The sequence below is a fragment of the Desulfatitalea tepidiphila genome, from assembly GCF_001293685.1.
In the GTDB taxonomy this organism is placed as follows: Bacteria; Desulfobacterota; Desulfobacteria; order Desulfobacterales; family Desulfosarcinaceae; genus Desulfatitalea; species Desulfatitalea tepidiphila.
In genome coordinates this window covers 1,495,489-1,521,893 of sequence record NZ_BCAG01000003.1, presented here as the reverse complement: position 1 = coordinate 1,521,893, position 26,405 = coordinate 1,495,489, and the positions used below count along the sequence as shown (strand labels likewise).

Below are 26,405 nucleotides of genomic sequence, written 5' to 3'. Positions count from 1 at the left end.
AGCGGCATTACGCGGTGGGGACCAAGCCTTTCAAGCGGTACACATAGGCCAGTATCTCGGCGACGGCCTGGTAGAGATCCACCGGAATCTGCTGCCCGATCTCCACATCCTTATAAATGGCCCTGGCCAGGGGTTTTTGTTCGATGATGGGAACATCGTGGGCGACGGCCAGTTCCCGGATCTTGGCGGCGATGTGATCTGCGCCCTTGGCTACAACCACCGGCGCCGGCATGTCGCGTTCGAATTTCAGGGCAATGGCCAAGTGGGTGGGGTTGGTAATGACCACGGTGGCACCGGGAACAGCCTCCATCATGCGTTTCATGGCCATTTCACGCTGGGCCGCTCGGATGCGGGCGCGTACCGCCGGATCACCTTCACGCTGCTTGAACTCGTCCTTTACCTCCTGTTTGGTCATGCGCAGATCGCGTTCATGCTTCCAGGTCTGAAAGAAAAGGTCCAATGCGGCCAGAATAATCAATACGAGGCAGGTATAGAATCCCAGCTTCAAGGCCACTCGTCCGAAAAAGGCGAGGATTGCCGGAATCTCCAACTCCACCAGCGCCGGGATGCTCTCCATCTCTCCGCGCAACATGCTGTAGGAGACGCCGGCGATGATGATCACCTTGAGCACGGACTTGATCAATTCCACAAGGGAGGTGATGGAAAAGAGGCGCTTCATCCCCTTGAGCGGATTGAGCTTGGAGAGTTTGGGCGTCATGGTTTCGCCGGTCAACATGAAGCCCGTCTGTGCGATGTTTCCCAAAATACCGGCCACCGCCACGGTCGCCACCAGGGGTGCCAGCACCACGACGATTTTGAGAAACAGCTGCCAAAGCAGCTCATGGGTGCTTTCTCCGCCCAGTTGGAAATGAACTGTCTGGTCAAACACCCATCGCATGATTTCGGTGAGCTGATTGAACATCCAACTGCCCGCAAAATAAAAGACCGACAGCGAGCCAAGGAGCACCAGCACCGACGGAATTTCACGACTCTTGGCGACTTGCCCCTTGCGCCGCGCGTCTTCGCGCTTCTTAGGGGTTGCCTTCTCTGATTTTTCCTGGTCGTTTTCTTCCGCCATGCGAAGTCCTGTTTATCCAAAAAAGCTGATCAGAGCGATGATATTGAGGCCCAATTGTTTGAAGATCTTTTCGAAAAAAACCATGCAAAATGGCAACGAAATCCCTAAAAAGAGAAGCCCCAGAAGGATTTGCAGCGGCATGGCGACGACAAATATCTGCATCTGGGGAACGGTGCGTGCCGTAAGCCCCAGTGCGGTTTGGGTCAACAGGAGGGCGACCATGACCGGCGCACCGACCTTTACGGCGATCGTGAAGAGATTGGCTGCCATCATCATGATAAAATTCAATATCTGGCCGTCCATATGAACGCCGAAAGGAGGAATCAACGTAAACGAGTCGACCAGGGCCTTGATAAAATAGTAGTGGCCGTTGACCGCAAAGAAGATCATCAGGGCGAACAGGTTGAGAAATTGGGACAGGATGGGAATTTGCAGGCTGGATGCCGGGTCCACCACATTGGCGATGGCAAACCCCATCTGAAATCCGGCCAATTGCCCTGCCAATTGGACGCCTGCGAAAATAAGTTGCACCGTCAATCCGATGATCAATCCGACGGCGATCTCTCCCGCAATCCCCAGGACCAGTTGAGTCGGGTCACCCACGAGCGACATGCCGGACACGGGCAGCATTGGGATGAGCATGAGGCTCACCGCCATGGTCAGGCTGGCCTTGACCAGCACGGGGACATTTCGTGCCTCGAGGAAAGGGATCGAAAAGAGAATGGCCCCCACGCGCACCAGCACGAACATGAAAAGCTGAATCTGATCGAGCGGTAAATTGAGCAGCAGCATGGGGAATGGCCCTGAGTTGTAGAGAGACAACCTTCACTTAAAACTTTACACTTAAAACTTAAAACTACTTTAATTCAAATACATGGGTATGTTCGTAAACAACCGGTTGGCAAACTCGGTAATGATCCGCAGCATCCAGGGGAAAAAGACCAGCAGGGCCACAGCGACGCCCAACATCTTGGGCACAAAAACCAGGGTCATTTCATTGATCTGGGTGGCGGCCTGGAACATGCTCACCAGGATGCCCACCACCAGACCCACTGCCAACATGGGACCTGCCAGCATGATGGCCGTTTTAATGGCTTGCAGGAAAAAGCCGGTGATAAATTCGGGGGTCATTCGTTACGCCTCCTGGATGCTGTCCGGTAAAAGGGTTGAAGGTTAAAACTTGAAGCTCTTGATCAACGAGCCCACGATCAGGAACCACCCATCGGTCAAGACGAAGATCATCAGTTTGAACGGCAGGGAGACCATGACCGGCGGGAGCATCATCATGCCCATGGAGAGCAGCACACTGGCCACCACCATATCGATGATCAAAAATGGGATATAGAGCATGAAACCGATCTGAAACGCCGTTTTCAATTCGCTGATCATGAAGGCCGGAATCAGCACCGTGGTCGGCACATCGTCGATGTTTTTGGGGCGTTCCATCTTGGCGATACCGACCAGCAGGGCCAGGTCTTTTTCGCGAGTCTGCTTGATCATGAAACCGCGAATGGGGGTTGTCGCCCGTTCGAGCGCCTCGGCCGAGGACAACTGGTTGTCAAGGTAAGGCTTCAGGGCGTTCTGGTGCACGTTTTGCCAGACCGGTGTCATGACGAAAAAAGTCAAAAAGAGCGATAGACCGATGATGATCTGGTTGGGCGGCAGTTGCGCCGCCCCGATAGCCTGGCGCAGAAGGGAAAGCACGATGGCGATGCGGGTAAAGCAGGTGACCATGATGAGGATCGACGGCACCAGGCTCAGGATGGTCAGCAACAGGAAAATCTGCAGCACTACGCCCATCTTGCCCGGATTTTCCCCCTGGGCCACATCGATCTGAAGCAGGCCGGGTCCGGTCTCGGCAGCATGGGCCACACCGAAAAAAACCATCCGATCAGCAGGGCCGCCACAACCCAATTCACATGTCTCATGCGAAACACCATCAGCGGGATACCTCAGATGGAGCGTCGTTGGCAGCGCCCCGGTCGCAACGCGTTTGCATGGGACGCAACATACGCTGGAGTTGATCCTTGAACCCTCCGCCCCCCTTGACATTAAGCTCCGATTCCGAGGTGAAGGCGGCCATCACTTCCGGATCATCGATCTTCGTCAACAAGTTGATTTGCTCGTTCCCGATGCCCAGAACCAGGATGTTGCCCGGCACCCGGACCACCGCGATGGATTTTTTGACGCCCAGGTATTGGCTGCCCAACACCTGGATCAAACGGCCTCTTCCGCCGACGGTGCCGGCCGGCAGAGAACGGCGCGTCCAGCGATAGGCCAGGTACAGGATAGCCAGCACCAGGCCCAGGGAGAGCACCATCTTGATGGCCGCCAGGGTCAGATCAGGGGCTTCATTCATTTCAGCTTCTCCAGTCGCTCCACCGGGCTGATCACCTCGGTCAGGCGGATGCCATATTTGTCATTCATCACGACGACGTCCCCCTTGGCGATCAGACGATTGTTCGCCAGAATTTCCAGGGTATCGCCGGCCGGCTTGGTCAACTCGATCACCGAGCCCTGCCCCAGCTTTAGCAGATCGTGAATCAACATGCGGGTGCGCCCCAGTTCTACGGTGATTTCAAGGGGGATATCGAGGATAAAGTCCAAATTGGCCGGTTTGCCGCCTTCGGCCTGGCCTTTCAATCCGGAGAAGGCATGGGGGGATTGACCGGCCTGGGCGCCGGAATTCACAGGCGGATGAGCGGGTCCGCCCGCTGTGCCGGTATTAGGTTGCGTGCCGCCTTTGGCCTGTGGTTTATCAGCTGCCATTGTACCCTATACTCCTTCTTCCTTCTTGATGAGCGTGGAAATCTGCACGGCCCGGTTTCCTTTCAGGGTGCCGGGCATCCCCAGGTACTTGGGAGTGCCTTCGACCTTGAGAACGACCGGGTCCTGCGGTCCGGAATTGATTTTCACCACATCCCCTTTTTCGAGTTTGAGGATGTTGCCGATGGTGTAGACGGTTTTGCCCAGCTCGGCCACCATCTTCACCTTTGTATCCTGCAACAGGACTGACAACTGGCCGCGAAATGCGTGGGCGCGATCCTTTTCGCGCAGGTACCGGGAGGAGAGCTTGTCTTTTACCGGTTCGAGCATGAGAAACGGGGTACAGATATGAATGTTGCCCACAAACTCCTCGCCGGCGATGGAAAAGACGAAGATCAGCACCAGGTCCGCCGGACTGACCAGGTTGACAAACTCGGGCTTGGTTTCCGTCTTCTTTTGCACCACCTTGATGTTGTAGGCCACTTGCCAGGCCCGTTCCAGTTCGGTCAGCACATCCGAGTAAAACCGGGTGAGCATGCGCTGTTCGATCTGGGTAAATTCGCGCACCTTGGCCAGGGGTCGCCCGACGCCGCCGAACATGCTGTCGATCAGGGCGAAGCAGAGGTTGGGTTCGGCCGCCAGCAGCGCCGAACCGATCAAGGGCTCCATGGTGTAGATACTGAACCCGGTCGGGTTGGAAAACGCCCGCAGGAATTCGCCGAATTTGACGATCTCCTTCGATATCTGCTTCACTTCGATGGCCCGCTGCAGCGAACTGGTCAGGGCCACGTTGAGCAGGTTGACGAATTTATCGTAGACTTCGTCCAGGGCATCGAACTGATCCCGCAGCATCAGGCTTTGAGAGGTCAGATCGTAAGCGCGCGCCTCGGCTCTGGCCTTGGGTTGCACCTCCTCTTGGACATCCACTTCGCCGCTGTCCATGGCATTGAGCAGGGCATCGATCTCTTCCTGGGATAGTATCTGTTCGGCCATGATCGCTCCTGTTACTGGACAACGAATTCCGTGAAGTAGATGGTGGTGACCGTACCTTTTTTCAATATGCCGTTGATCTTGGCGATGAGTTCGTCGCGCAGGGCGATTTTGCCTTCGGTGCTGCCGATATCCGAATATTGCTTGCTGGGCAGGACCATGAGGATGGCATCGCGCAGCTGAGGCATTCTGTTGTTGATTTCCTCCATCACCTCGGGTGCGCTCAGCTCCAGTTCCATGGTGATTCTCAGGTAGCGTTTGCCGCCCTGATCGGCCAAGTTGACGATCAGGGTCTCCATTTTGTAGATGGGGCCGATGGTGACTTCTTCCTCTTTGGGGGTCTCCTCGGCTTCGTTTTCGGCCGCGTTCTGCATCTGCATCTGGGCAAGAGTGGTGTTCATTTTGGTCCACATGAGAAAAAAGCCGCCGCCCATCACCGCGATTACCAAAACGACTGCCGCCAGAACGATCACCAACGTTTTTGTGGACATGCTGATTTCCTCCAGTCCGTCGTGTCCCTATGATTATTCTTTTGTTTCGGAGCCTTCGAGTGCTTCCCGGCCCAGTATGATTTCCACGCGCCGGTTCGCGGCACGCCCCGCCTCGGTGTCATTGGCGGTCTTGGGTTTGAATGATCCGTATCCGGCGGCCGACAGCAGGGTCGGATCGATACCGGTGCTATCGATCAAAAGTTTGACCACATTGACCGCCCTGGCCGCCGACAATTCCCAATTGGATGGGTAGCGGTTGTTGAAAATGGGCCGATCGTCCGTGTGGCCCTCCACCCGAACGTGTCGGCGTGCGGGCTTGATGACCCGGCCAACCGTTTCGAGCAGCTCGACGCCGTTGCCGGTGATGTCGGCGCTACCCGAATCAAAGAGCAGGTCGTCATTAAGGGTGAGTTTGATACCCTTGGGGGTATACTCCGCCTCCAGACCGGTGGCATCGGGCAACCCCTCGAGGAACTGCCCGGCCGTTTCGGATTCGGCCTGGAACGATGAGGCCGCATCGCCCATCGGCCCCTCATCGCCGAAGCGTCCGGCATTCAATATTCCCATGGCGCTCTGCATGCCATTTTGAAACGAGCTGAAACGCTCGGCATCCATATGTCCCATGGAGAATAGCAGCACAAAGAAGACCATCAACAAAGTGATCAGATCGTTGAAGGTGGTCAGCCAACGATTGTGGGCCGGGGCCTGTTCCAGGATATGTGCATATGTCCGTCGTCGGATCATCTCGGCCCCTATTCGATTTCCATTTGGAACACGACATCCACCCGCCGGTTGGTGGCGCGGCCCTCGTCCGTGGAATTGTCCGCCAGGGGGTTGAATTCCGCATAGCCCACCGCGGACAGCAACCGGCTCTCCACCCCGTCCGAGGCACTTAAAAAGCGAAGCACGCTGATGGCGCGCGCGGTGGACAGTTCCCAGTTGGAGGGGAATCGACCGCCGCGAATCGGCCGGTCGTCCGTATGCCCCTGAATCTCCACAGGAGCGCCGATGCGCTGAATGATTCGACCGACCGGATCCAACTGCTCCCTGGCCTCTTCCGTCAGAACCGCCTCGCCGCTATCGAACAACAGCTTCTCTTTCAGGCGGAGCACGACACCTGTGGGCACTTGCGAGATTTCGATATGCGTCATGCCCTCATCGCGGGCGGCCTGATGCACGCTCTCAAACAGCTTGGCGCGCAGGTCCTCTCTGGCCAGCAGGTTGACCTGCTCATCGACGATGGCGTCTCCTTCTTCGATGTTCTGTCCGCCGCTCAGCACGTTGACCGCGTGGTTGAAAGAATTAACGAATCGGGTGATGCGCGATGGGTCCAGGGAAGCAAAGGAGGTGAGCATGATAAAGAAGCAGAGCATGATCAGGATAAATCCGGTATAGACGATCTGCCAGCCCTCCCGGGCTTGCCCGGCCGCCGGGTGTTGAAGACCTGCTTTTGGAAAGCGAGCCGCCATGCGGTCAAACCCCCTTCTCTTCGGCCAGGCGCGCCGTGGGCGACAAGAAAGCCTTGAGCTTTTCGGATACGATACGATGGTTGTCTCCGGCCTGAATGGCGAGGATACCCTGCACGACCATCTGTTTGGCCAGGATCTCCTGGCGGCTGCGCACCTTGAGCTTGCCCGAGATCGGCAAGAAGAGAAAGTTGGCCAGCAACGTACCGTAGAAAGTGGTCAACAAGGCCACGGCCATGGGGGCGCCGATGGCGGAGGGGTCTTTCATCTGCATCAGCATCTGGACCAGTCCGATGATCGTTCCCAGCATCCCCACCGCCGGTGCGAATGTGCCCATGGTGGCGTAGATCTCGGCTCCCAGGCGATGGCGCTCTTCCAGCCACAAGATCTCCGTGTTAAGCACCTCTTCGATGGCATCGTTGCCCAGTCCATCGACCGCCATCTGCATGGCCTTTGACAAGAACGGATCGTCGATCTCCCTGATGTACTTCTCGAAGGCCAAGACCCCTTCCTTCCTGGCGCGCTTCGCAAAATCGACCATGACCGGGATAATGCCCAGCGGATTGGGAGTTCTCTGACGAAAGGCGTTTTTTGTGACCCTGAACATGCTGACCACGTCGGAAATCGGATAGTTGATCAGTGTCGCACCCATTGTCCCGCCCAGGACGATCATCAGGGAAGGATAGTTGATGAACCACGTGGCGGATCCGTCCATGACAATGGAGAAGAAAACCAGGCCGACGGCGACGACAATTCCGAGTAATGTGGCTAAATCCAACGCTTCCTCCAGGGGTGCTGATACGACCAATCTCCAACCAGTTTTCAGAGGTTAGCATGGAGTGTGCCACAAGGCAGGGCGTTGGCGAACAGTGCCCGCCTATGACGAGTATGCCAATATCTATCTAAAATATTTGTTCTTTTCGTAATTTATCGGGGAGGCAAAGAGAGATGATAAAAAAACCGCCAACGACCATCGCAGTTGGATAGAAAGCTTCTCGTCAAATTTCATCACTGCGAGTCAAGGCTTTGACAGGGGGGTTGAGAAGGGGTGCCCCCATCTGCAATAACCAGGGGCACCCGCAAAATCACATCATTTACAGATAGAGTTTAAAGTATCGAACCCTATAGGATCAACGTAAATATCCGTCTAATCGACAGAATTCCTTCACTTAAGACTTTACACTTCACACTTTACCCTTTTTTTTAGTACCGCCGAAGCCGGCTTACTATCGTTTTATATTGATCAATTCGGAAAGCACCTCGTCGCTGGTGGTGATCACCTTGGAGTTGGCCTGAAAGGCACGCTGCGTGGTAATCAGGGAGACGAACTCCTGGGCCAGGTCCACGTTGGACATCTCCAGGCTGCTCGGTGCAATGGCCCCTACGCCGGCGGTGTTGGGTACCGATATGACCGGCTGACCGGAAGCCAGGGAAGAAGTGAACAGGTTGGAACCCTGCTTGGAAAGCCCGGCATAACTAGCGAAATCGGCCACGGCGATCTGGGCGAAGGGCGACATGGTGCCGTTGGAGTAGAGGGCCGTGAAAATGCCGTCTTCATCCACGGAAATTCCCTGCAGCATGCCGCTCGGGTAGCCATCCTGGGTCTGGGAGGTCTTGACCGAAGTACCGGCATAGCCTGTGACCGCACCGTGACTGGCGCTCGCGCCCGACAAAAGCCAATCGATTGACAAATCATCGCCGGCCAGCCCTGTGACCGCGATGACAGGGTCGGTGGCCGGTGCCGTTAATTCACCATTGACATCAAAGGTGAAATTGGCAGGCGTGATCGTTGCCGCGCCCACTGAAGGGGTAATCGCGCAGGTCCAGGCACCCGCAGCTGTGTTGGTGAAATTGACATTGAGCTCCACTGAGTTGCCCAGCGAGTCGTAGACCGAAATGGTGGTGTCGAAGGTATCTCCCACGGCGGCGCCGGCATCTAAATTGATGCCCATGGTGAGCTCTGTGGTGGGTTGAGGCGTGCTGATACCGCTGGGTAAAGTGATGGTGCCCAAGGCACCGGTGTTTCCCGCGGCATCGATGGCATACCCTTGAACCTCCAGTCCATCGGCGTTGACCAGCAGGTTGTCGGCATTGAATTCGAATTGCCCAGCCCGGGTGTAGTATTGACCGTTGTTGGCCGTATTCCGCACGATGAACATGCCCGGACCGTTGAGGGCCAGGTCGGTGGCCGTGTTGGTCGTCTCCATGGTGCCCGAGTTCCAGTTGGAGGAGACGCCGCTCATGGTAACGCCGCGTCCAATCTGTGTTTTGCTCTGGCCTAAAGTCGCGTTGAAGATGTTGGAGAACTCAACCCGTGACGTCTTGAAACCGGTTGTATTGACGTTGGCGATGTTGTCGCCGATGACCGCCATGGCGCTGGTGTTGGCTTTCAAGCCCGAAATACCTGAATAAAGCGATCCGATCATGATGATACTCCCTCTTTATGTGAGTTGATTTTTTCTCGTACAAATCGTCTATTGTTGAAGCTGCGATAGCGCTCCCCGATGCTTTTCTCTATCTTTAGCTTTCCGGATTCTCTGGCGATGTCACGTCGATCACACTACCCATGGGAATCTCCCGGCTGCCGCATTGCAAATAGGCAACGCCGTCTTTATAGCTGACACCGGTGACGATGCCGGATGCAAAGGTGGTGGCGCGGACCGAGTTGCCGAGCTCATCGATGGCAGCGACCTCGTAAGTATACGCGCCGTCCGGGACCCTTCCTCCCAGATAGTCCAAACCATCCCATTCCACCTGGTTTTCTCCGGCCTCCATTGCCCCGCCCTCTATTTGGCGGATGAAGTTGCCGGATGTGTCGTAGAGCCGGACATAGAGTCCGGCCGCTGGCTCATTGAGCGTAAATTGGACATCCTGGCTTTGACCGGATTGAACCTCCACCGTGTCGCCCAGTGCCGTTATGGTTTTCCCGATAAAACCAACGGCCTGACTGTTGGTCATCACCGATTGGGAGGTGCCGATGTTGCCCAGTGCGGTATTGACGTTCTGAAGTTGTTCCAACGAGCTGAACTGGGCCAATTGGGCGGTGAAATCTGTGCTCTCCATGGGATTTAGCGGATCCTGGGCCTCGAGCTGGGCCACCAGCAGGCGCAGGAAGTCATCCTTGCCCATTATATCGTTTTTGGAAGTCGTCGTGGTCTGGGCACCCGCCGACGAGACGTTTTCCAGTCCATAAATAGTCATCGAGCAATCCTCCCGGATCTATTCGCTATGCGAAGAAATCGACTTCGCTGGTTTTTGCATGCGCCTTTGTCGTGGGTTGGGCGCTGTCGACGGCGTTGACGCCGCCCTGCTCCACCCCTTGTCTGCCGGCACGACGTCCGTTATGTCCCTGCCAATTGCGCTGTCGAGCTTGATCGAAAGCCGCCTGCTGCTGCCCGCTCTGCCATGGGGTGTTGTCCGTGGAGACCGTCACATCGATTTTTTGAATCTGAAGACCGTGCTGCTGCAGCTCATTCTTGAGCAAACCGATGTTCTGTTCGATCATCTCCTTGACCGCGTGGCTCTCGGCGGTCATGCGGACCAGGACGAGACGGTTTTCGGTAATGACATCCATGCGCAGATTGCCTAGAAATTCCGGTTTGAGCCGGATCTGCATCTGAGACTGGCGACCGTCCGAACGCAATGTCATGCGCTGAACGATCTGGCGGATGACATCGCTCTGCATCTCCTTGGCGTCGCTCGGCGCCTCAGGGGTTTGATGACTGGCATGAACCGCGCTGTCGAATTTAGATTCAGGTGCGGGTGTAGCGGTGGAGATGTTGGCGGCGACCATCTCCTGCGGAGCCGCCTGTTGTTGAACCGTGCTATTCCCCTGGGACGCACTGTTCGGGAGCTGTGGGCCGGCCTGATGATCATGTTGAGGCCGAATCTGCTCTTTCAACGAGACTTCGCTCAGTTTGGTCTCGGTTGGTGCCTTTTCCATAGATTCGGGTTTTTGTCTGGCAGCCGAAGATACCATTTCGCCAAAATTTCCGGATGCTTGCGAATCGACCGATTTTGCGGCCGGACCGGCCATACCATTCTTTTTCGGAGCGCCTTCATCGATCATCGGCGGAAAAGCATCGGCCTCGACGGCCTCGTCGCCGAGATCCGCGGAAGCGCCTAAAGCCGTGTCGGCCTGAACCTGTTCAGCGCGTTCCGTGGGCATCTGCAAAGCATTCTTGTCGCGGCGCTGAACTGCGGCCAAAAGCTGGGCCAATGTCCCGGTGCCCGGTTGGGCCAATTTGGACGAATCGTCAGACCGCATCGCCCCATCGACTGGTTGTTGCGCCGTGTCGAGGAGTTGCTCGATCACCGTCTTTGCGGTGAGATCCAGGCCATCGACCTCGGTTGAAACACCAACGCCTTCCAGCAAGGGAGCCAACCCATTGGCGCTCTCCTCCGACACCACGCCCGCGGCTATCCACTCGTCGAGGCGCCGCGAAATTTCGGAGGCATCCATGATACCTTCCGGATCGACGCGGGTCGTATCGTCTTCACCGGCGAAAGATGCGACCCTTGAGCCCATCAGCTGTGTCAGGTCGATGACCGGCACCCGCTCCTCGGCGGCATCCGCAGCGGAAATCGTTTCCAAGTGGGCCAGCGAGTCTTCCAACTGCTCCGAAGGCATGCCGAAAAGTGCCGCCATGATGTCAGCAAAACGCGCTTCGACGTCGGTGCCTCCGCAGGCGCCTTGGGCCGGCATTTTCACCGCCACTTTTTGAGTGCCTGCACCGTTGGCGAGCCCTTGTGGCGCAATTTCAAATAGTTTCATCGCAAACTGCATGGTTGACTTCCTTTATCCACGGTTGAGCTGGAATCGATTGATGGCCATTTCGTCGATGAACTTGCCTTCCTCCTGGTCCTGCTTATGGCGATAGGCCTGCTCGTCCTTCTCCTTCAATCGGTCCAGGGTCTTTCGATTTTTAACGGCAGCCAAAAGCGCCTGTCGTTTTTTTTCACAATCTCTTTCGGCGACCCGCAATCGTTGATTAAGCAGTTCGATCTCTTCGGCCAATCGCTGCAAAAAGCCCCTATACATGGCACATTGCGAGGCAGTCCCCGAATCTTGATGCGCGGCAAACTCGGTTTCGGTTTTGTCCCGTACAGCGATTTGCTCCGCCAGCTTCGATGCAGCTGCCTCGAGAATCCGCTGGGCCTGGGAAAATTCGCGTTGCACCCGTTCTTCTTCAAATTCACGGAACTGACGCAGTGCTTCCAATTTGAAGGTGTAGGGCATGTCGGCCTCATCACTTGCTGTTGATCAGATGTTCCAGTTGCTGCAGGCTCTCTTCCAAACCCACGCTTTCGCCGATATCCTGCCGCAAGTACGCATTGATCTGACCGATCTTTGCGATGGCCCGATCGATGGACGGATTACTGCCGCTCACGTAAGCGCCGATATTGATCAAATCTTCGGATTTACGATAGGTCGCCAGCAACTCCTTGAGGCGCTTGGCATGATGCTTGTGCTGAAGCGACGCGATATCCTCCATCACCCGGCTGATGCTTTTCAACACATCGATGGCCGGGTAGTGGTTCTGGTGGGCCAGTTCCCGGCTCAAAACGATATGGCCGTCCAGGATGGAGCGCGCCGCATCGGCAATGGGTTCGTTCATGTCGTCGCCTTCCACCAGCACCGTGTAGAGACCGGTGATACTTCCCTCATGATCCGAAGTGCCGGCGCGTTCGAGCAGTTTGGGCAGCATGGTGAACACCGATGGCGTGTAGCCCTTGGTCGTCGGCGGTTCCCCCAGGGCCAGCCCGATCTCTCTCTGGGCCATGGCGAAGCGGGTCAGGGAATCCATCATCAGGTTGACCGTCTTGCCTTGATCACGAAAATACTCGGCGATGGCCGTGGCCACGAAGGCGCCGCGGACGCGTACCAATGGCAGGTGGTCGGAGGTGGCAACGACCACCACGGATTTACCAAGCCCCTCTTCCCCCAGCTCCTTCTCGATGAAATCGTTCAATTCGCGGCCGCGTTCACCGATCAGAGCGATCACGTTGACGTCGGCGCTGCTTTCCCGGGCAATCATGCCCATGAGCACGCTCTTGCCGACCCCCGAACCGGCAAAAATGCCCATGCGCTGGCCGCATCCCACCGTCAGCAGGCCGTTGATGGCGCGAACACCCAGATCCAGGGGATTTTTAATTCTTTGGCGCAGCAGCGGATTGATCGGTTGGGCGTAGATCGGATAATCGACATCGGTGCGCACCGCCCCTTTTCCATCGATGGGATTTCCCAGGCCGTCGATAATGCGGCCCAAAAGCTCTGGCCCGACGGCAATGGCGGCCTTTTGGCCTCGGGCCACCACCTTGCTGCCCGGACCGATGCTCCTTATTTCCTCCAACGGCATCAATAAGACGGTCCGATCCCTGAACCCCAGCACTTCCGCTGACACGGGCGGATCATTTGGACTGGACTGGATATCGCAGACCGCCCCCAACTTGACGGCCGGCCCATTGGCCTCTACGACCAATCCAACTACCTGGGTGACATGGCCATATGTTTTGACAGGCACCGCACTTTTGATGCGTTGGCGGTAGCTTTCCACGCTTGAATGGCCGTCATTGGACCGACGCAAGAGGGCCTTGCTCTCTGAGAGCACCGGACGCAAATGCTCGGCAATAGTCTCCAATTGTTGCTCGATACGGGCATCGACCACACCAAAATCGGTTTCGATCATGCACCCTCCTCTGCTGATCGAGGGATCTGCGTTGATCTGAATGCGTCCATAGGTTTCGGGATCCGGCACCTTTGCCTTTAAAAAGTTTTGGATAGGACGGCAGTCCTCGGGATTGGCCTTGATTTTCAGCTTTTCCTGGCCGATTCCCATTTCAAGGGACCGTCCCAGAATGCTTGCGGTCAATTCAGGCTGCAGTTCAATCTCATGCTCAATCACGTGTCCGGCCAACGCGAGTGCAACCCGTACGATATCGTCTTCACAATTGTCCCTGATGGCTGCCGTTCGCTCATGGATAGAAGCGGCGGCCGCATCGAGCATCTCCTTCAAATGGCTGAGCTTCTCTTTTTCAGGGCCAAGCGATTGACTGCATCCCTTTTTGAAGCCATCTTCGAATGCCTGCGCTTCTACGGCGGCGATTTTCTGGGCAACGGCATTTTCGCCGCTTTCATGTCGCCCATCGAGGTCTTCACCGTTACCGTCGGCAGCCCCCTTTATTTTTGGAAAACAATAAAGGTCCATAGGGTCCTTTCGTGCCATTATCCGACGAACTCTTCCCCACCGCGACCGGTGATGATCAACTCGCCCTTGCGCTCCATATCCTGGATGATGCGGGTGATCTTCTGTTGGGCGTCGGTGACGTCTTTCATCCTCACCGATCCGAGGACCTCCATCTCCTCTTTGAGGATTTCCGCCGCACGCTGGGACATGTTGCGGTAAATCTTATTTTTGACATCTTCCGAAGCCGCTTTCAATGCCACCGCCAGTTCCTGGGACTCCACACTGCGCAGCACTTTTTGCAGTCCCTTGTCGTCTACCAGGACAACGTCTTCGAAGACGAACATCTTCTGTTTGATCTCTTCGGCCAAATCAGGGTCGTTTTCCTCTATCTCTTCGATGATCTGTTCTACGATGGTCCCGTCGATCTGGTTGAGAATCTCTGCCAGCCGACCGACACCGCCCGCCTCCTGCGTGGAGACATGATCCTTGTTTTTCAGAATCTCCTCGAAAACCTTGTCCACCTCTTTGACCATACCGGCCAACACATTGTTTAAATTGGCGATACGGTATGCGACATCGGGAATGATCTCTTCCGGCAAACGGCCCAGGATCGCGCTTGCCACGGAGGGGTCCAGGTGAACCAGGATCAATGCGATGGTCTGGGGGTGTTCGTCCTTGATCAGTTGAATCAACTGGTTGGGGTCGATGCTCTGAACGGCCTCCAGTGTCGTCTTGGGAATTTTTTTACTCTCTTTGTCGCCCCCTTCATCTCCTTTATCGCCGCCGGCCGTATTGTCGAGTTGTAGGGGTAATCCCGACTTTTCGATGAACTCCTGGGCCACGTGATTGATCAAGGATTGGGGCACCGAACCCAAGCGTGATTGCAGCCTCGAAATCAAGGCCCGTTCATCTTGGGAAAACCGGCCGACGACCGCCTCGGCCGCCTCGCGACCGATCGCCATAGTCAAGATGGCCACTTTTACAGAACCTTTGAGTTGTTTGGGGTCCATGTGTGACTGTTTTCGCTCGTGTCGTTCGAGAAAATGTCCTGTGCCGTCGCGCTGTCCGGGTGTTATAAAAACCTATTAATGGCCTATGTTTCTTTCAACCACTGCTGCATCAACCGGCCGGTATCGTTCTGGTTGGATTTGATCATGTTGGCCGCTTGTTGAACATAGTCGATGCCGCCCTGGCTGGCATACTGCCCTTCGATTTCTGAAAGCGTTCGCGGCAGATGCTCGAGCAGATCGACGTCTTCCCAGGCGGTTTCCGTCAACCAATTGATCAGGGGACGAATCACGTAAAGGAAGGTAATCAGCACGAAAATGCCCACGATCAGATATTTGAAAATGCCGCTGTACTCCCGGACGCCATCGAGCCATCGAGCCGCAGTATCCGCCGTATCGGCCATCAGCGGTTCGCTGTTGAAAGCGATATTGGCCACCTCGATTTTGTCTCCCCGATTCGCATCGAAATTGACCGCACTTTTGATGATGTTTTCAAATGCGGCCATCTCTTCGGCCGTGCGCGGCACATACTGACTCTCCTCGCGCTGTTTGTCGCCCTTGCCGACCGTCACCGTCTTGTAGGTGCCATCGACGACAACGGCCACGGAAAGTCGCTGCAGATCTCCCACCGGCATCACTTTGCGGCTGACCGTCTTGCCGATTTCGTAGTTGCGGGTGGCATCATTTTTTTCGAATCCCGATTTCCGCACTGTTTGGCCGGGTTCATTCTGCGACTGGGTGATGTTGCTGGCTAGTCCGGGAACGCCGATGGCGCCGGCATCTGCCTTGGAGGATGCCTCACTGGATATCTGTTCGCTGCGCACCACCTGGTTATCGGGCAGGTACATTTCCTCGGTTCGTTCCTGTTGAATAAAATCCAGATCGCATGCCACCCGCACGATCGCTTTGTCCTTGCCTAACACTTTTTCCAGCATGGTCAGGACCCGCTTCTCGAGCGACCGTTCCTTGCGTTGTTGAAGCTCCAAGTGATCGGCGCTGACTTTGGCCATGGAGGGTTCGTCTTCCAAACCGGCCAGCATCTTGCCATTCTGGTCTACGATGGTGACCTGTCCGGGCTGCAACCGGGGCACGCTCGAAGAGACCAGGTGAACGATGCCTTGAATCTGATCTTCGCTGAGATATCGGCCATGGCGCAGCTTTAGAATCACCGATGCGCTGGCCGGTTCTTCCTCTTCAATGAAAAGGGAGCGATCGGGCATCACGATATGAACCCGCGAACTTTCCACTTCCGACAAGCCGTTGATGGTCCGGCTCAGTTCCCCCTGCAGGGCCCGCTGGTAGTTGATGTTCTGAACAAATTCCGTGACGCCCAACTTGGTATTGTCGAACACCTCGAATCCCGTTCCACCACGGGGAAGCCCCTGGGAGGCCAGGTCAAGACGCAAATCATAGATATTTTCGCGGGGCACTTGAATCGTGCCGCCGTCATGGGACAGTTGATATGCGATCTTCTTTTCCCGCAGGAGGGAAACGACTTCGCCGGCATCTTCGGGCGACATATGGCTGTAGAGGGGAACATAATCCGGGCGTCCCGACCAACTGATCAGGACCACCAGGCCGGCGATGGTGGTGGCGACGAGAAGAAACAGGGCCATCATCTTACCGGCGGACATGGTTTGCAGGATGGCTCTTAACTGCTTGAGAATTTCAGCAATGGAGTTGGGCATGGTACCGTCTCGTTTGTCGTAGCGTTGATGCGTTCAGTTAGCGATCCGCCATCGGGGATTTTTTTCCGGCCGTTTTTCGGCTGGAAGACCATGTACAATTTAGAATTGCATGCGCTTGATCTCTTCATAAGCGCTGATGATCTTGTTGCGCACTTCAACGGTCAACTCCATGGCGATACTCGATTTCTGCATGGCGATCATCGTGCCGTGGATATCCTGAGTCTCGCCGGCGACCAGTTTTTGCATGGCATCGTTGGATGCCTGTTGGAGTTGGTTCACTTCGCCAAGGGATTGCTCGAGCCATTGACCGAAGGTCGCCTTTGAATCATTCTTCTCCAGGGCCGCCGATGCGATGCCGTTTTGGGATGGCGGCAGTACGCTGGTATGTATGGAATTTATCAAGCTCATCGATTACCTTCCTATATCCATGGCGTCCGAAGCCATGTCCTTGGAGGCTTTAATCGCCGTCACGTTGGCCTCATAACTGCGGGTGGCCGAAATCATATTCACCATCTCCTCGACCACATTGATATTGGGCAAGGATATATAGCCCTGCTCATCGGCGTCCGGATGATTGGGGTCGAACTTGAGGATCGGCGGGCGATAGTCATCCCTGATCTCTGTCACCTCCACACCGACATTGGCCTGTTCCAGCCGATTTCCTGTCAACTTGCGGTTCAATTGATCCCCGAACGGGGCCTGCGATTCTGTGGCCCGAAAAACGGCGTCTTTTCTTCGATAAGGACCACCGTCTTCGGTGCGCGTGGTATTGACATTGGCCAGGTTGCTGGAGATGAGATTCATTCGCAGGCGCTGGGCGCTAAGGCCGCTGGCACTGGTTTGAAGGGCATCCAGAAAACTCATATCTACTGCCTATCCCCCTTGATGATATTGTGTAGCGACTGGAATTTCTTTGCGATCAACTGCGTGGACATCCGGTATTGGAGTTGATTGGCCGCAAGGGCCGACATCTCGCGATCCATGTCCACGGTATTGCCATCGCCCCTCAAGGTCACTTGGGGAGTAAGCGCCACTTTGCGGGGAACCGCTGTTGACGAGTCAGGACCGCCGGCCGGAAGATGGCCTTCATCTGTTCGACGCATCTGAAGCTGCCCCTGTTTGGGCGTTTGTCTGGAGAGCGCCTCTTCCACCATCAGGTCAAACGCCTTGTAGCCTGGTGTGTCGGCGTTGGCGATGTTTGAAAGGAGCACTTCATGACGCCGGGAACGTAAGTCGAGCGCTCGCTGAGCCAGGTCAATGGTCTTGTCGAAAAGCGTATGGGTGTCCATATTTGATGTGCCTCCAATCGTTTTTCAAGCTTGAGCAATTTATGTACCAATCGCAAAGGCATCTTCCCGCATGGGCTTATCTGATTGATTTGTTATGACTATTTTAACTTTGAAGAGATTCGTCGACAGGACTGCCGGTGTCATTCAGCCGACAGGTGCGGCAAAGCTTGCCTACCTGCGGTCAAGGTCTGCCGTCTTGCGCCATGGCTTCGCCTTCTGTCTGGTACTCCCTGAGCTTGTTGCGCAGGGTGCGGATGCTGATGCCGAGCATTTCAGCCGCATGGGTGCGGTTTTGGTTGACGTGCTTCAACGTTTGGCAGATGAGCCGCTCTTCGAGTTCCCTGACGGTCATGCCGACCAGAAGAGCCGTCGATTCGCTCGGGCCGTCCGTCATATCCGTATCAAGCAACAACAATTCCGGCCCCATGACATCACCGCCGCGAAGCAGCAACGCCCGCTCCACGGTGTTTTCCAACTCGCGGACATTGCCCGGCCAGGGCCACTTCAACAGGGTCTCCATCGCTGAGTCGATGAATCTCGGTATATCCCCTGAACGGCCGGATTGAAATTTTTGAATGAAATGATCGATGAGCAGCGGGATATCGTCGCGCCGTTCCCGCAGCGGCGGAAGGGTCAATGGAACGATTCTGAGCCGGTAAAACAGGTCCTTGCGGAACGCCCCTTCCCTGACCATTTCGGCAAGATCACGGTTGGTGGTGGCAATCACGCGCACGTCGACAGAGATCACGCCACTGCCGCCGATCCGCTCCACCTCTTTTTCCTGCAGCACGCGCAACAGCTTGGCCTGCAGCGGCAGCGGCATCTCGCTGATCTCGTCGAGCAAAAGCGTCCCCCCGTTGGCCCGCTCGAAGCGCCCGCAGCGTTGGGATACGGCACCGGTAAAGGCCCCTTTTTCATATCCAAACAGCTCGCTCTCGGCCAGGTTCTCGGGCAATGCGGCGCAATTCATGGCCACGAAGGGTTGATCGCCCCGTCCGCTGCGGGCATGGACATACCGGGCCAGTATCTCTTTACCGGTTCCGCTCTCGCCCTGGATCAATACGGTCGCGGACGAGGGGGCAATACGGTTGGCCATTTCGAGCAGGCGCCGCATGCCTTCTGTGCTGGCAATCAAATTGCCGCAAGTTTCATTCATGATCGTTGGCTGATATCAATTTGATTCAAACCCATTTTGACGACACGGCAAGAAGGCCGACAACAGCTTTTGACGTAGCCATCCATTTTAAGGCGTCAATAATGATAAAACCGTAAAAAGTCGCAGAGGCGTCATGCCGGCGAACGCCGGCATCCAGAACCTATTGAAAATAATGGATCCCGGCTTCCGCCGGGATGACGGGAAGAGCGAATTCCCGACTTTTTACATAGCCGTCAATAATTTTCTGATTCGACGATTAATGGATTTTGGCAATAAACATGCCAGCTGCAAAACGGGATAAAGAATGGGTCAAAATCGAAGAATGTCGACCTTTAACAAGTGAGGTGGCTTGTAAGGTTGTCACTTTGTTGACGCAACACAGGTTGGTGCTGATGGGTCGGTGAAGTGCTTGGGTCATGCTGGACTGGTGTTTGGACGCTGTGAAGTAGCGAAGTGCCGGGCGACATGCCTATCGATTGTTTCGCGCTCGTCGCCCGTGTCCTGAATCCGAAAATCCCCTTTTTCGATCTCGGCATCTGCCTGAAAAACGACACAGGGATGCTCGGGCCAGGCAAGTCGTTCGTTTTCCAACAACTCTTTCAGGTAGGTCCAATCCTCCTGGTTCAATCGAATTCGAAACTGATTGGCTTTCACTACGGCTTGACCTAAATCGTTTTTCAATCCCTGGAAATCATACGAACCGGATGAGACCCCGATCACTCGTTCAACAATGTCGGCCGCCAGAGAGACCGCGTTGGCGCTGGTACGAGATTCTGCGTTTTTGATCTGGTGGATTAAGCCGCTCAAGCTCTGGATCAGGGATTTGAGGTGTGGCAAAACAGAAGCCTGGGCCATGCGGCAGGCTTCTTCCCGGCCGCTGCCCAAGCCGCGTTGGAATGCCAGCTGCTGCACCTCCTCGAGGTGCACCGCCAGGTCTTTTCCATTGAGTGGGTCGGCTTTACCCTCATTGCGGCTGTCAGACCAACAGGAGGGCCTGAAGCAAACGGATCCGTCCCCATCTCCGGTAGCAGCACTGTCAAACGAAGCCTCTCGAGTTGGAGTTGATAAGGTGCGAAACACACACGGCCCAACCGAGCCCTTACGAGGGTCTGCCTTTTCCATGCTAAATGCGGCCCGCCTTTCGTTGTCGATGCGTCAGTTCGATCCGGTTCGATCCGGCTTAAGCGCACTTTTGCAAGTCGTAGCGCTTTATCTTCTCGACCAGGGTGGTTCGCTTGACCTGCAGGAGTTTGGCCGCCTTGTTCTTCACCCAGTCGGTCTGCTCCAGCGATTGATAAATCAGGTTTTTTTCGAATTCACTGACCGCAGTGTTCAGACAAATCCCTTCCCGGCATAGGTCCGGCATCGCCATGTCCATTGCCGGGATCGGCTGGAACTCTCCTGATGGCTTGATTTTTGTGGGCAGGTCTTCAACGTCCAGAGTGCCCTCGCCCTTCAACACAACCAGGCGTTCGAGCATGTTGGCCAATTCCCGAACATTGCCCGGCCAGGCATGTCGCATGAGCGCTTCCATGGCGCGCGGCGTGATGTTCTCTACCTGCGTTCTCTTTTCGCGGTTGAGCTTGCTCATGAAAAAATTGGTCAGCAGGGGGATATCCATCTGGCGATCTTTCAGGGAGGGCAGCTGGATGGGGATGACATACAATCGGTAAAACAGATCTTCGCGGAAATTGTTCTTTTGAACCGCCTCTTCCAGGTCGCGATGGGTGGCGGCGATGATGCGCACGTCCACCTTCACCGTCTTGCACCCGCCGACCGGTTCGAATTCACGCTCTTCAAGAACCTTGAGCACCTTGACCTGCAGATCGGGACTCATGTCCCCGATCTCGTCCAGAAAGATGGTGCCGCCGTTGGCCACTTCAAATTTCCCGACCTTGGCGGAAGTGGCGCCGGTGAAGGCCCCTTTCACGTGCCCGAACAGTTCGCTTTCCAGCAGGTTTTCCGGTATGGCGCCGCAGTTGATGGCGACAAACGGTTTGTCTTTTCGATAGGAGCTGGCGTGAATGGCCTTGGCCACCAACCCCTTGCCGGTACCGGTTTCACCATTGATCAAGATGGTGCTGTCGCTATCGGCCACTCGTTCGATCAGTTTGAACACGTTCTGCATGGACCGGCTTTTCCCAACAACGCCGTGAAAACTGATTCGCTCCGCAGGTCCGCCATGAGCCAAATCATCGCAATGGCATTTGCCGGTCTCTGCGCCGGCATTTGGACAAACTGCCCCGTTTTGCACGCTCGCCCTCCATCTGGTTCGGGTTTTATGGATGCTGGATGGGATAACGGGCTTAGGCTTAGCAAGGCATATGCCATCAAACTCTGCCTATTCTATTAGGGTTTGGTTACACCTTTTTAGATATTCAATTTTTCTAATGACAACAAGACTTCGGACATGAAAAAAAATGCGTAGAACAGTTCGAGCGAATTGATATTCCTAGTCAAAGAGAGAGGAGCCCTCCAAAAACGTTTTGCATATTGCAAATTCAAAACGGTCAAATCAGATGATTCTCCCGTTAGGCCATGTGCGCTCCACCCTTTAAAATCATACTATCCATGTTGACATAATACGATTAAAATTATGTTTATTTATTTGAAATATATATTTTTATAGTTCGTTAATGGAGAAATGATCAAAATATTGGCCTGCTCCATCCGAACTATCAAAATGAATCGTGACACTTAACGGCAATTAATTTTGCAATATGCATATTGCATATTTTAGTCTCCTCAAAACCACAAACCCCAGATAATTTCAACTCAAGTGAAAATAGTACTCAAGTCCCACTGGCGACGGCCGATATCTATGCTGTCAGGCGCAATCCGAGCGGGAAAGGAGGCGACGCGGCAGTTGAGAGCATGCGCCACCTGATTTGAGCAAAGATTCGATTGGCATAACTAATTTCACTTAATAGGCCAGAAGGCCGACAACACATCCTAGAAAAGGAGAAACACCATGGCTAATCCAATTACCCTTACCTCCGGCATGAGAAAAAACCTGTTCAGCCTGCAGAAAACCCAGAACATGCTGGAAACCACCCAAACCCGTCTGGCTACTGGACAGCGTGTACAGAAGGCGGTCGACGACCCGGTCAACTACTTTACCGCCCTGGAGCACACCCAACGCGCCGACGACCTTGCCGTGCGCAAAGACGAAATGGCCGAATCGATCCAGTTGATTGCTTCTGCCAACGACGGCGTGGAAGCCATCACCTCTCTGATCGCCTCCGCCAAGTCTTTGGCACAGTCTGCCCTTTCCGCGACGGATACCGCCTCCTTGAACACATTGGAGAACCAATACATGCAGGTGCTTTGCCAGATCGATCTCCTGGCAGAGGACTCCGGCTACAAGGGCGTGAACCTGCTTGATGGCACTCTTGTCACTCACACGGTTAAATTCGATGAAAAGGGCGACTCCAGCTTGACCATGACCGGCTTTGATGCCAGTTCCACCGGCGCTACCCTGAGCCTTATCTCCATAGCTACAGATGCTTGGGTCGGCACTGGCGGGATGGCAGACCTGGAAACGATCAACTCGGCTATCACGAACCTGGACAATGCTACCACCTCGCTACGGTCGGAGGCCCAAAAACTGTCTACCAACCTGAGCACCATCACCATTCGTCAGGACTTCACCAACAACATGATCAACACCCTGAAAGACGGTGCCGGCAACCTGACCAATGCTGACATGAACGAGGAAGGCGCCAATATGCTGATGCTGCAGACGCGTCAGTCATTGGGTACCACCTCATTGAGTCTGGCATCCCAGGCCGCACAATCGGTATTGAGACTATTCTAAGATTTTATTCTTTAGGATAGATCATTCCAATTAGGTGCAATCAAAACATGGTAAAGGAGCAACGCTCCTTTACCATGTATATATTTGAACAAAAGAGTGTTGAGAAACTATTCTTCCCTGCACACCTACAGTTAAAAAACTTCGCAAATTCAAGAAATAAAGAACAATCACCAATTTCCTCCAAGAGCCAAAAGGGCACCTTTTCCAGTTGATGGCATAAAAAATGCTGTTCAAGTTATCCGACATTTGGTCGATATAAGTACAAGCCCGATTAACAGTTGAAAAAGATTACCTGCTGACACACGGCATTAAAAAATGGCACTGAAAATCACACTCAAGCCCAATGAAAAAATGATTATCGGTGGTGCCGTTATTTCCAATGGTGCCAACAAATCAGAATTTGTCATTGAGAACAACGTTCCTATTTTGCGTCAGAACAATATTCTTTCTCCTGATGATGCCGTTACGCCGGCGCGGAGAATCTATTTGGCGATTCAATTGATGTATGTCGACTCTCCAAATTTCACAAAGTATCAAGAAGCTTACTGGAGATTGATCCGGGAATTTGTGCAAGCCGCCCCCAGTTCGATAGAGTTGGTCGACAACATCAACGAAATGATCTTCAAAGGGAACTATTATCAGGCGCTCAAATCAACCCAACATTTGATTGATTTTGAACAGGAGGTATTGGATCGTGTTACAAAATGCAGTTAATTCTTATCAGTCAGTTGATAAGCAGTCCATGTCCGGAAGGGAAACCGAGGCCCGCGTCTTGACTCAGGGCGCACTGAAGTTAGTGGATTGCCAGAAGAATTGGAGTGCCCCGGATCGCAATGAACGCCTGGATGCGGCGTTGAGATACAATCAAAGAATATGGACCTTTTTTCAGGTCGAGGTATCCCGGCCAGAGAATCCCTTACCGAATGATATCAAGCAGAATATTATTCATCTAAGCCGATTTATCGATCAGCGCATTTTCGACACAATGGCCTTTCCCGAATCGCATAAATTGAATGTCTTGATCAGGATCAACCAGAACATCGCCGCCGGCCTCCGCGGCTCAGCCTCTGACATATAACTCTTTCATTACCAGCGCCGCTCGACTCCTCTTTTGGCGGGCGGCGCTCATCTATTCCCTCTCCCCTGACGTATAGCCATCAAATTGACACGACAACTTACTAGAACGGCGATGAATTGGCGCTGAAATATTAGTTGCTCCCCTTTTCGCATGTAATTTCCTTAAAATAGAAAGCGTTAAAATACTCACGATCCAATTTGGCATGGCATTGATTTTGCTGTGATTCATGCACTGGACTGGAGCAGGTGATAAATGTTTTCTGGCATCCCACCCTTGGCATCAGGACATCGGTTTTAACCGATTTATTCTTTGGTGAAAGATTTACAAAGCATATGAAGCCAACTAAAAAGCACTTAAAGCCATTGAAACAGAATCTCGATTACGTCGAAGCAAATTGCAAACTATGCATTGCAAGTATCCCTCAAACCTTCGACGATCGCGAATTTTTAAATGGACTCGAAAGTTTCTATCCCCTATGTCTTTCCAAGGACTATTCCCACAATGCCGGAACAGAATTTATATAACCTTGCGGTGGCTCTCCACCGGAAAGGACGTCTTGCTGAAGCAGCCAACTTATACCAAAAGGCTCTGATTGAGCGCCCCGCTTGGCCGGATGCGCTATTTAATATGGCCCAATGCTTGAAATCACAATCAAATTTCGATGGTGCCGTAAAGTACTACCGACAACTCCTGGCCGCCGATCCTGATCACGCCAAAGGCGCATTTTGCCTGGGCAGTCTGCTTTTAATCAAAGGGGAAAATGAAAACGCGATACAATGGCTGCAACATGCCAAAGTCATTAATCCGAGATGGGCGGAACTAGAAAACAACCTCGGCAAGGCCTACCTTGCCAAGGGGGAATTCGAAAAAGCCCGCTCATGCTTCGAACAAGCTGCGCGACTCTCTCCGGATTTGGCCGAGGCCTGGTTTAACCTGGCAGAATTGGATTCCCGAAAAGCCAAAACCACAGCGGCAATTGAGAAATACCAAAAAGCAATCGCATTAGATCCAGGTATGCTGCCCGCACATAATAACATGGGAAACATGCTCAAAAATTCAAAGCGTTATACGGAAGCAATTACGGCTTTTGAACAGGTTTTGGCACTCGATCCGAAACTCGCGGAAGGTCATTATAATCTGGGCAGCGTATATCGATTGATGGAGAGGCATGATGCCGCGATTCTTCATTTTTCCAAAGCCATCCAATTGCGTCCTGACTACGCAGAGGCCTGGAACAATTTGGCTCTAACCTGTAAAAACATAGGAGATTTCGATCGCGCTGGGAAATATTTTAATCGTGCGCTCCAAATCGAACCCAAACTCGCGGTTGCCCGTTGGAATCGCGCCTTGCTAAATTTGTTGAAGGGTAACTGGCAGTCGGGCTGGCAGGATTTCGAGCACCGATTCAACCTCAGTCACTGGCGCACCATCTACCCCCATCGTATCCATGGCCGACGCTGGGATGGCAGGACGATCCCTAATCAGACGCTTTTCGTGCATGACGAACAGGGCCTGGGAGACACCTTTCAGTTCGTCCGATATCTTCCCTGGGCTAAATCAATGTGCGGCCGTCTGGTGTTTGAAACAAGGCCCGAGATCATTCCATTGCTTGAAAACACCCTGGGTATCGACCAAATTGTCGAGCGCACATCAAATGGTCCATCTAAAGTGTCATTCGATCACTACATCCCCCTGATGAGTATTCCATGGCTGATGAAATTAAAGCCGCAGCAAATGGGAGAATGGGCACCCTATATCAGGGCTTCTGAAAATAAAACCGCCCAATGGAAAAGCTTATTGCCACCTGGCCCATTGAAAATCGGGCTGGTATGGGCCGGCCGGCCCGAACATGGCAACGATGCCATCAGGTCATGTGGCTTTGAAGCGCTGTCACCACTGTTAAAACATAAAGCGATCCAATTTATCGCCCTTCAGAAGGGGGCTGCCGAGCGCCAACTGGATGCTTATCCATACTCCAACATTACAAGGTTGGGAACCCGACTGGAAGACTTTTCCGATACTGCGGCAGTTCTGGCTCAACTCGATCTGCTCATCACCGTAGACACTTCGGTAGCGCACCTGGCGGGCGCTATGGGAAAGCCGGCTTGGATTATGATTCCTTATATTCCGGATTGGCGCTGGGGCATGGAAGGTAAACACACGCACTGGTATCCAACCATTACGCTATTTCGCCAGCCGCGCCCTAAGGACTGGGCATCGGTCACTGCATCCATGGAGCAGGAGCTAAGGCACTTAAAGAGAACAGAACCATGACCAACTAAGAAGCAAAAAAGCATTTTCTCCAAGATCATTTACACGCGGATTTACAAACCAAGATAGCCATCGAAGCCAGTAAAATTCAACCTACGGATCGAACATGGACGATCTTGAG

28 protein-coding genes are annotated in these 26,405 nt (G+C 54.0%); 4 read left to right on the top strand and 24 right to left on the bottom strand.

Translation table 11 applies throughout. The features are described 5' to 3' along the window. Positions 1-7: 7 nt before the first annotated feature. The 24 genes from flhB to DFT_RS11360 form a co-directional block, all read right to left on the bottom strand. A complete protein-coding gene (flhB, locus tag DFT_RS11475; RefSeq protein WP_054031328.1) occupies positions 8-1,078 on the bottom strand; it encodes a flagellar biosynthesis protein FlhB in 1,071 nt (356 codons plus the stop codon). 12 nt (positions 1,079-1,090) lie between these two features. Continuing rightward, positions 1,091-1,870, bottom strand: coding sequence for a flagellar biosynthetic protein FliR (gene fliR, locus DFT_RS11470; protein ID WP_054031327.1), 780 nt, complete (start codon positions 1,868-1,870; stop codon positions 1,091-1,093). Between the two features lie 69 nt (positions 1,871-1,939). After that, positions 1,940-2,209, bottom strand: coding sequence for a flagellar biosynthesis protein FliQ (gene fliQ / locus DFT_RS11465; protein WP_054031326.1), 270 nt, complete (start codon positions 2,207-2,209; stop codon positions 1,940-1,942). A gap of 42 nt (positions 2,210-2,251) precedes the next feature. Beyond that, the gene (gene fliP / locus DFT_RS11460; RefSeq protein ID WP_054031325.1) at positions 2,252-2,965 is read right to left on the bottom strand and encodes a flagellar type III secretion system pore protein FliP; all 714 of its coding nucleotides are present in this window, start codon (positions 2,963-2,965) and stop codon (positions 2,252-2,254) included. 52 nt (positions 2,966-3,017) lie between these two features. Further along, positions 3,018-3,437, bottom strand: coding sequence for a FliO/MopB family protein (locus tag DFT_RS11455; RefSeq protein ID WP_054031324.1), 420 nt, complete (start codon positions 3,435-3,437; stop codon positions 3,018-3,020). After that, positions 3,434-3,847: a flagellar motor switch protein FliN gene (gene fliN, locus DFT_RS11450; protein ID WP_083453452.1), complete on the bottom strand. Its 414-nt coding sequence runs from the start codon at positions 3,845-3,847 to the stop codon at positions 3,434-3,436. The genes DFT_RS11455 and fliN overlap by 4 nt, the downstream gene beginning before the upstream one ends. A gap of 6 nt (positions 3,848-3,853) precedes the next feature. Beyond that, complete coding sequence (fliM, locus tag DFT_RS11445; RefSeq protein ID WP_054031323.1) at positions 3,854-4,837, bottom strand: flagellar motor switch protein FliM; 984 nt, start codon at positions 4,835-4,837, stop codon at positions 3,854-3,856. Between the two features lie 11 nt (positions 4,838-4,848). Continuing rightward, positions 4,849-5,325: a flagellar basal body-associated FliL family protein gene (locus tag DFT_RS11440; RefSeq protein WP_054031322.1), complete on the bottom strand. Its 477-nt coding sequence runs from the start codon at positions 5,323-5,325 to the stop codon at positions 4,849-4,851. Positions 5,326-5,358: 33 nt separating this feature from the next. Next, positions 5,359-6,069 (bottom strand): OmpA/MotB family protein, encoded by a 711-nt coding sequence (locus DFT_RS11435; RefSeq protein WP_054031321.1) that lies wholly within the window; start codon positions 6,067-6,069, stop codon positions 5,359-5,361. 8 nt (positions 6,070-6,077) lie between these two features. Further along, on the bottom strand, positions 6,078-6,794 hold the full coding sequence (locus tag DFT_RS11430; protein ID WP_054031320.1) for an OmpA/MotB family protein: 717 nt from the start codon (positions 6,792-6,794) through the stop codon (positions 6,078-6,080). Positions 6,795-6,798: 4 nt separating this feature from the next. Next, positions 6,799-7,569, bottom strand: a complete 771-nt coding sequence (locus DFT_RS11425) for a motility protein A (RefSeq protein WP_054031319.1) — start codon at positions 7,567-7,569, stop codon at positions 6,799-6,801. A 448-nt stretch (positions 7,570-8,017) separates the two neighbouring features. Beyond that, positions 8,018-9,217 (bottom strand): flagellar hook protein FlgE, encoded by a 1,200-nt coding sequence (locus DFT_RS11420; RefSeq protein ID WP_054031318.1) that lies wholly within the window; start codon positions 9,215-9,217, stop codon positions 8,018-8,020. A 94-nt stretch (positions 9,218-9,311) separates the two neighbouring features. Continuing rightward, a complete protein-coding gene (locus tag DFT_RS11415) occupies positions 9,312-9,992 on the bottom strand; it encodes a flagellar hook assembly protein FlgD (RefSeq protein ID WP_054031317.1) in 681 nt (226 codons plus the stop codon). A 25-nt stretch (positions 9,993-10,017) separates the two neighbouring features. Further along, entirely contained in the window at positions 10,018-11,577 is a 1,560-nt protein-coding gene (locus DFT_RS11410; protein ID WP_054031316.1) for a flagellar hook-length control protein FliK, read from the bottom strand. Between the two features lie 12 nt (positions 11,578-11,589). Further along, positions 11,590-12,030, bottom strand: a complete 441-nt coding sequence (gene fliJ / locus DFT_RS11405; RefSeq protein WP_054031315.1) for a flagellar export protein FliJ — start codon at positions 12,028-12,030, stop codon at positions 11,590-11,592. A 10-nt stretch (positions 12,031-12,040) separates the two neighbouring features. Then, on the bottom strand, positions 12,041-13,999 hold the full coding sequence (gene fliI, locus DFT_RS11400; protein ID WP_235506208.1) for a flagellar protein export ATPase FliI: 1,959 nt from the start codon (positions 13,997-13,999) through the stop codon (positions 12,041-12,043). Positions 14,000-14,016: 17 nt separating this feature from the next. Beyond that, positions 14,017-14,988: a flagellar motor switch protein FliG gene (gene fliG, locus DFT_RS11395; RefSeq protein ID WP_054031314.1), complete on the bottom strand. Its 972-nt coding sequence runs from the start codon at positions 14,986-14,988 to the stop codon at positions 14,017-14,019. 83 nt (positions 14,989-15,071) lie between these two features. After that, positions 15,072-16,673, bottom strand: a complete 1,602-nt coding sequence (fliF, locus tag DFT_RS11390; RefSeq protein ID WP_054031313.1) for a flagellar basal-body MS-ring/collar protein FliF — start codon at positions 16,671-16,673, stop codon at positions 15,072-15,074. Between the two features lie 99 nt (positions 16,674-16,772). After that, positions 16,773-17,081, bottom strand: coding sequence for a flagellar hook-basal body complex protein FliE (gene fliE / locus DFT_RS11385; RefSeq protein WP_054031312.1), 309 nt, complete (start codon positions 17,079-17,081; stop codon positions 16,773-16,775). 3 nt (positions 17,082-17,084) lie between these two features. Beyond that, a complete protein-coding gene (gene flgC / locus DFT_RS11380; RefSeq protein WP_054031311.1) occupies positions 17,085-17,537 on the bottom strand; it encodes a flagellar basal body rod protein FlgC in 453 nt (150 codons plus the stop codon). Between the two features lie 2 nt (positions 17,538-17,539). Continuing rightward, positions 17,540-17,962 carry a flagellar basal body rod protein FlgB gene (gene flgB / locus DFT_RS11375; protein ID WP_054031310.1) on the bottom strand — a complete coding sequence of 141 codons (423 nt, stop codon included), beginning with the start codon at positions 17,960-17,962 and terminating at the stop codon, positions 17,540-17,542. A 181-nt stretch (positions 17,963-18,143) separates the two neighbouring features. Then, entirely contained in the window at positions 18,144-19,118 is a 975-nt protein-coding gene (locus tag DFT_RS11370) for a sigma-54 interaction domain-containing protein (RefSeq protein WP_054031309.1), read from the bottom strand. A gap of 414 nt (positions 19,119-19,532) precedes the next feature. Continuing rightward, positions 19,533-20,240 carry a FliH/SctL family protein gene (locus tag DFT_RS11365; protein WP_083453450.1) on the bottom strand — a complete coding sequence of 236 codons (708 nt, stop codon included), beginning with the start codon at positions 20,238-20,240 and terminating at the stop codon, positions 19,533-19,535. A gap of 58 nt (positions 20,241-20,298) precedes the next feature. Continuing rightward, positions 20,299-21,372, bottom strand: a complete 1,074-nt coding sequence (locus DFT_RS11360) for a sigma-54 interaction domain-containing protein (protein ID WP_054031307.1) — start codon at positions 21,370-21,372, stop codon at positions 20,299-20,301. Positions 21,373-22,089: 717 nt separating this feature from the next. Here DFT_RS11360 and DFT_RS11355 point away from each other — a divergent pair. The 4 genes from DFT_RS11355 (at position 22,090) to DFT_RS11340 (ending at position 26,287) form a co-directional block, all read left to right on the top strand. Continuing rightward, on the top strand, positions 22,090-22,935 hold the full coding sequence (locus DFT_RS11355) for a flagellin N-terminal helical domain-containing protein (protein WP_054031306.1): 846 nt from the start codon (positions 22,090-22,092) through the stop codon (positions 22,933-22,935). Between the two features lie 315 nt (positions 22,936-23,250). Next, positions 23,251-23,649, top strand: coding sequence for a flagellar biosynthesis repressor FlbT (locus tag DFT_RS11350; protein WP_054031305.1), 399 nt, complete (start codon positions 23,251-23,253; stop codon positions 23,647-23,649). Beyond that, on the top strand, positions 23,630-24,013 hold the full coding sequence (gene flaF / locus DFT_RS11345; RefSeq protein ID WP_054031304.1) for a flagellar biosynthesis regulator FlaF: 384 nt from the start codon (positions 23,630-23,632) through the stop codon (positions 24,011-24,013). Before DFT_RS11350 ends, flaF begins: the two co-directional genes overlap by 20 nt. Before the next feature lie 501 nt (positions 24,014-24,514). Continuing rightward, positions 24,515-26,287 carry a tetratricopeptide repeat protein gene (locus DFT_RS11340; RefSeq protein WP_054031303.1) on the top strand — a complete coding sequence of 591 codons (1,773 nt, stop codon included), beginning with the start codon at positions 24,515-24,517 and terminating at the stop codon, positions 26,285-26,287. The last annotated feature ends 118 nt before the right edge of the window (positions 26,288-26,405 follow it).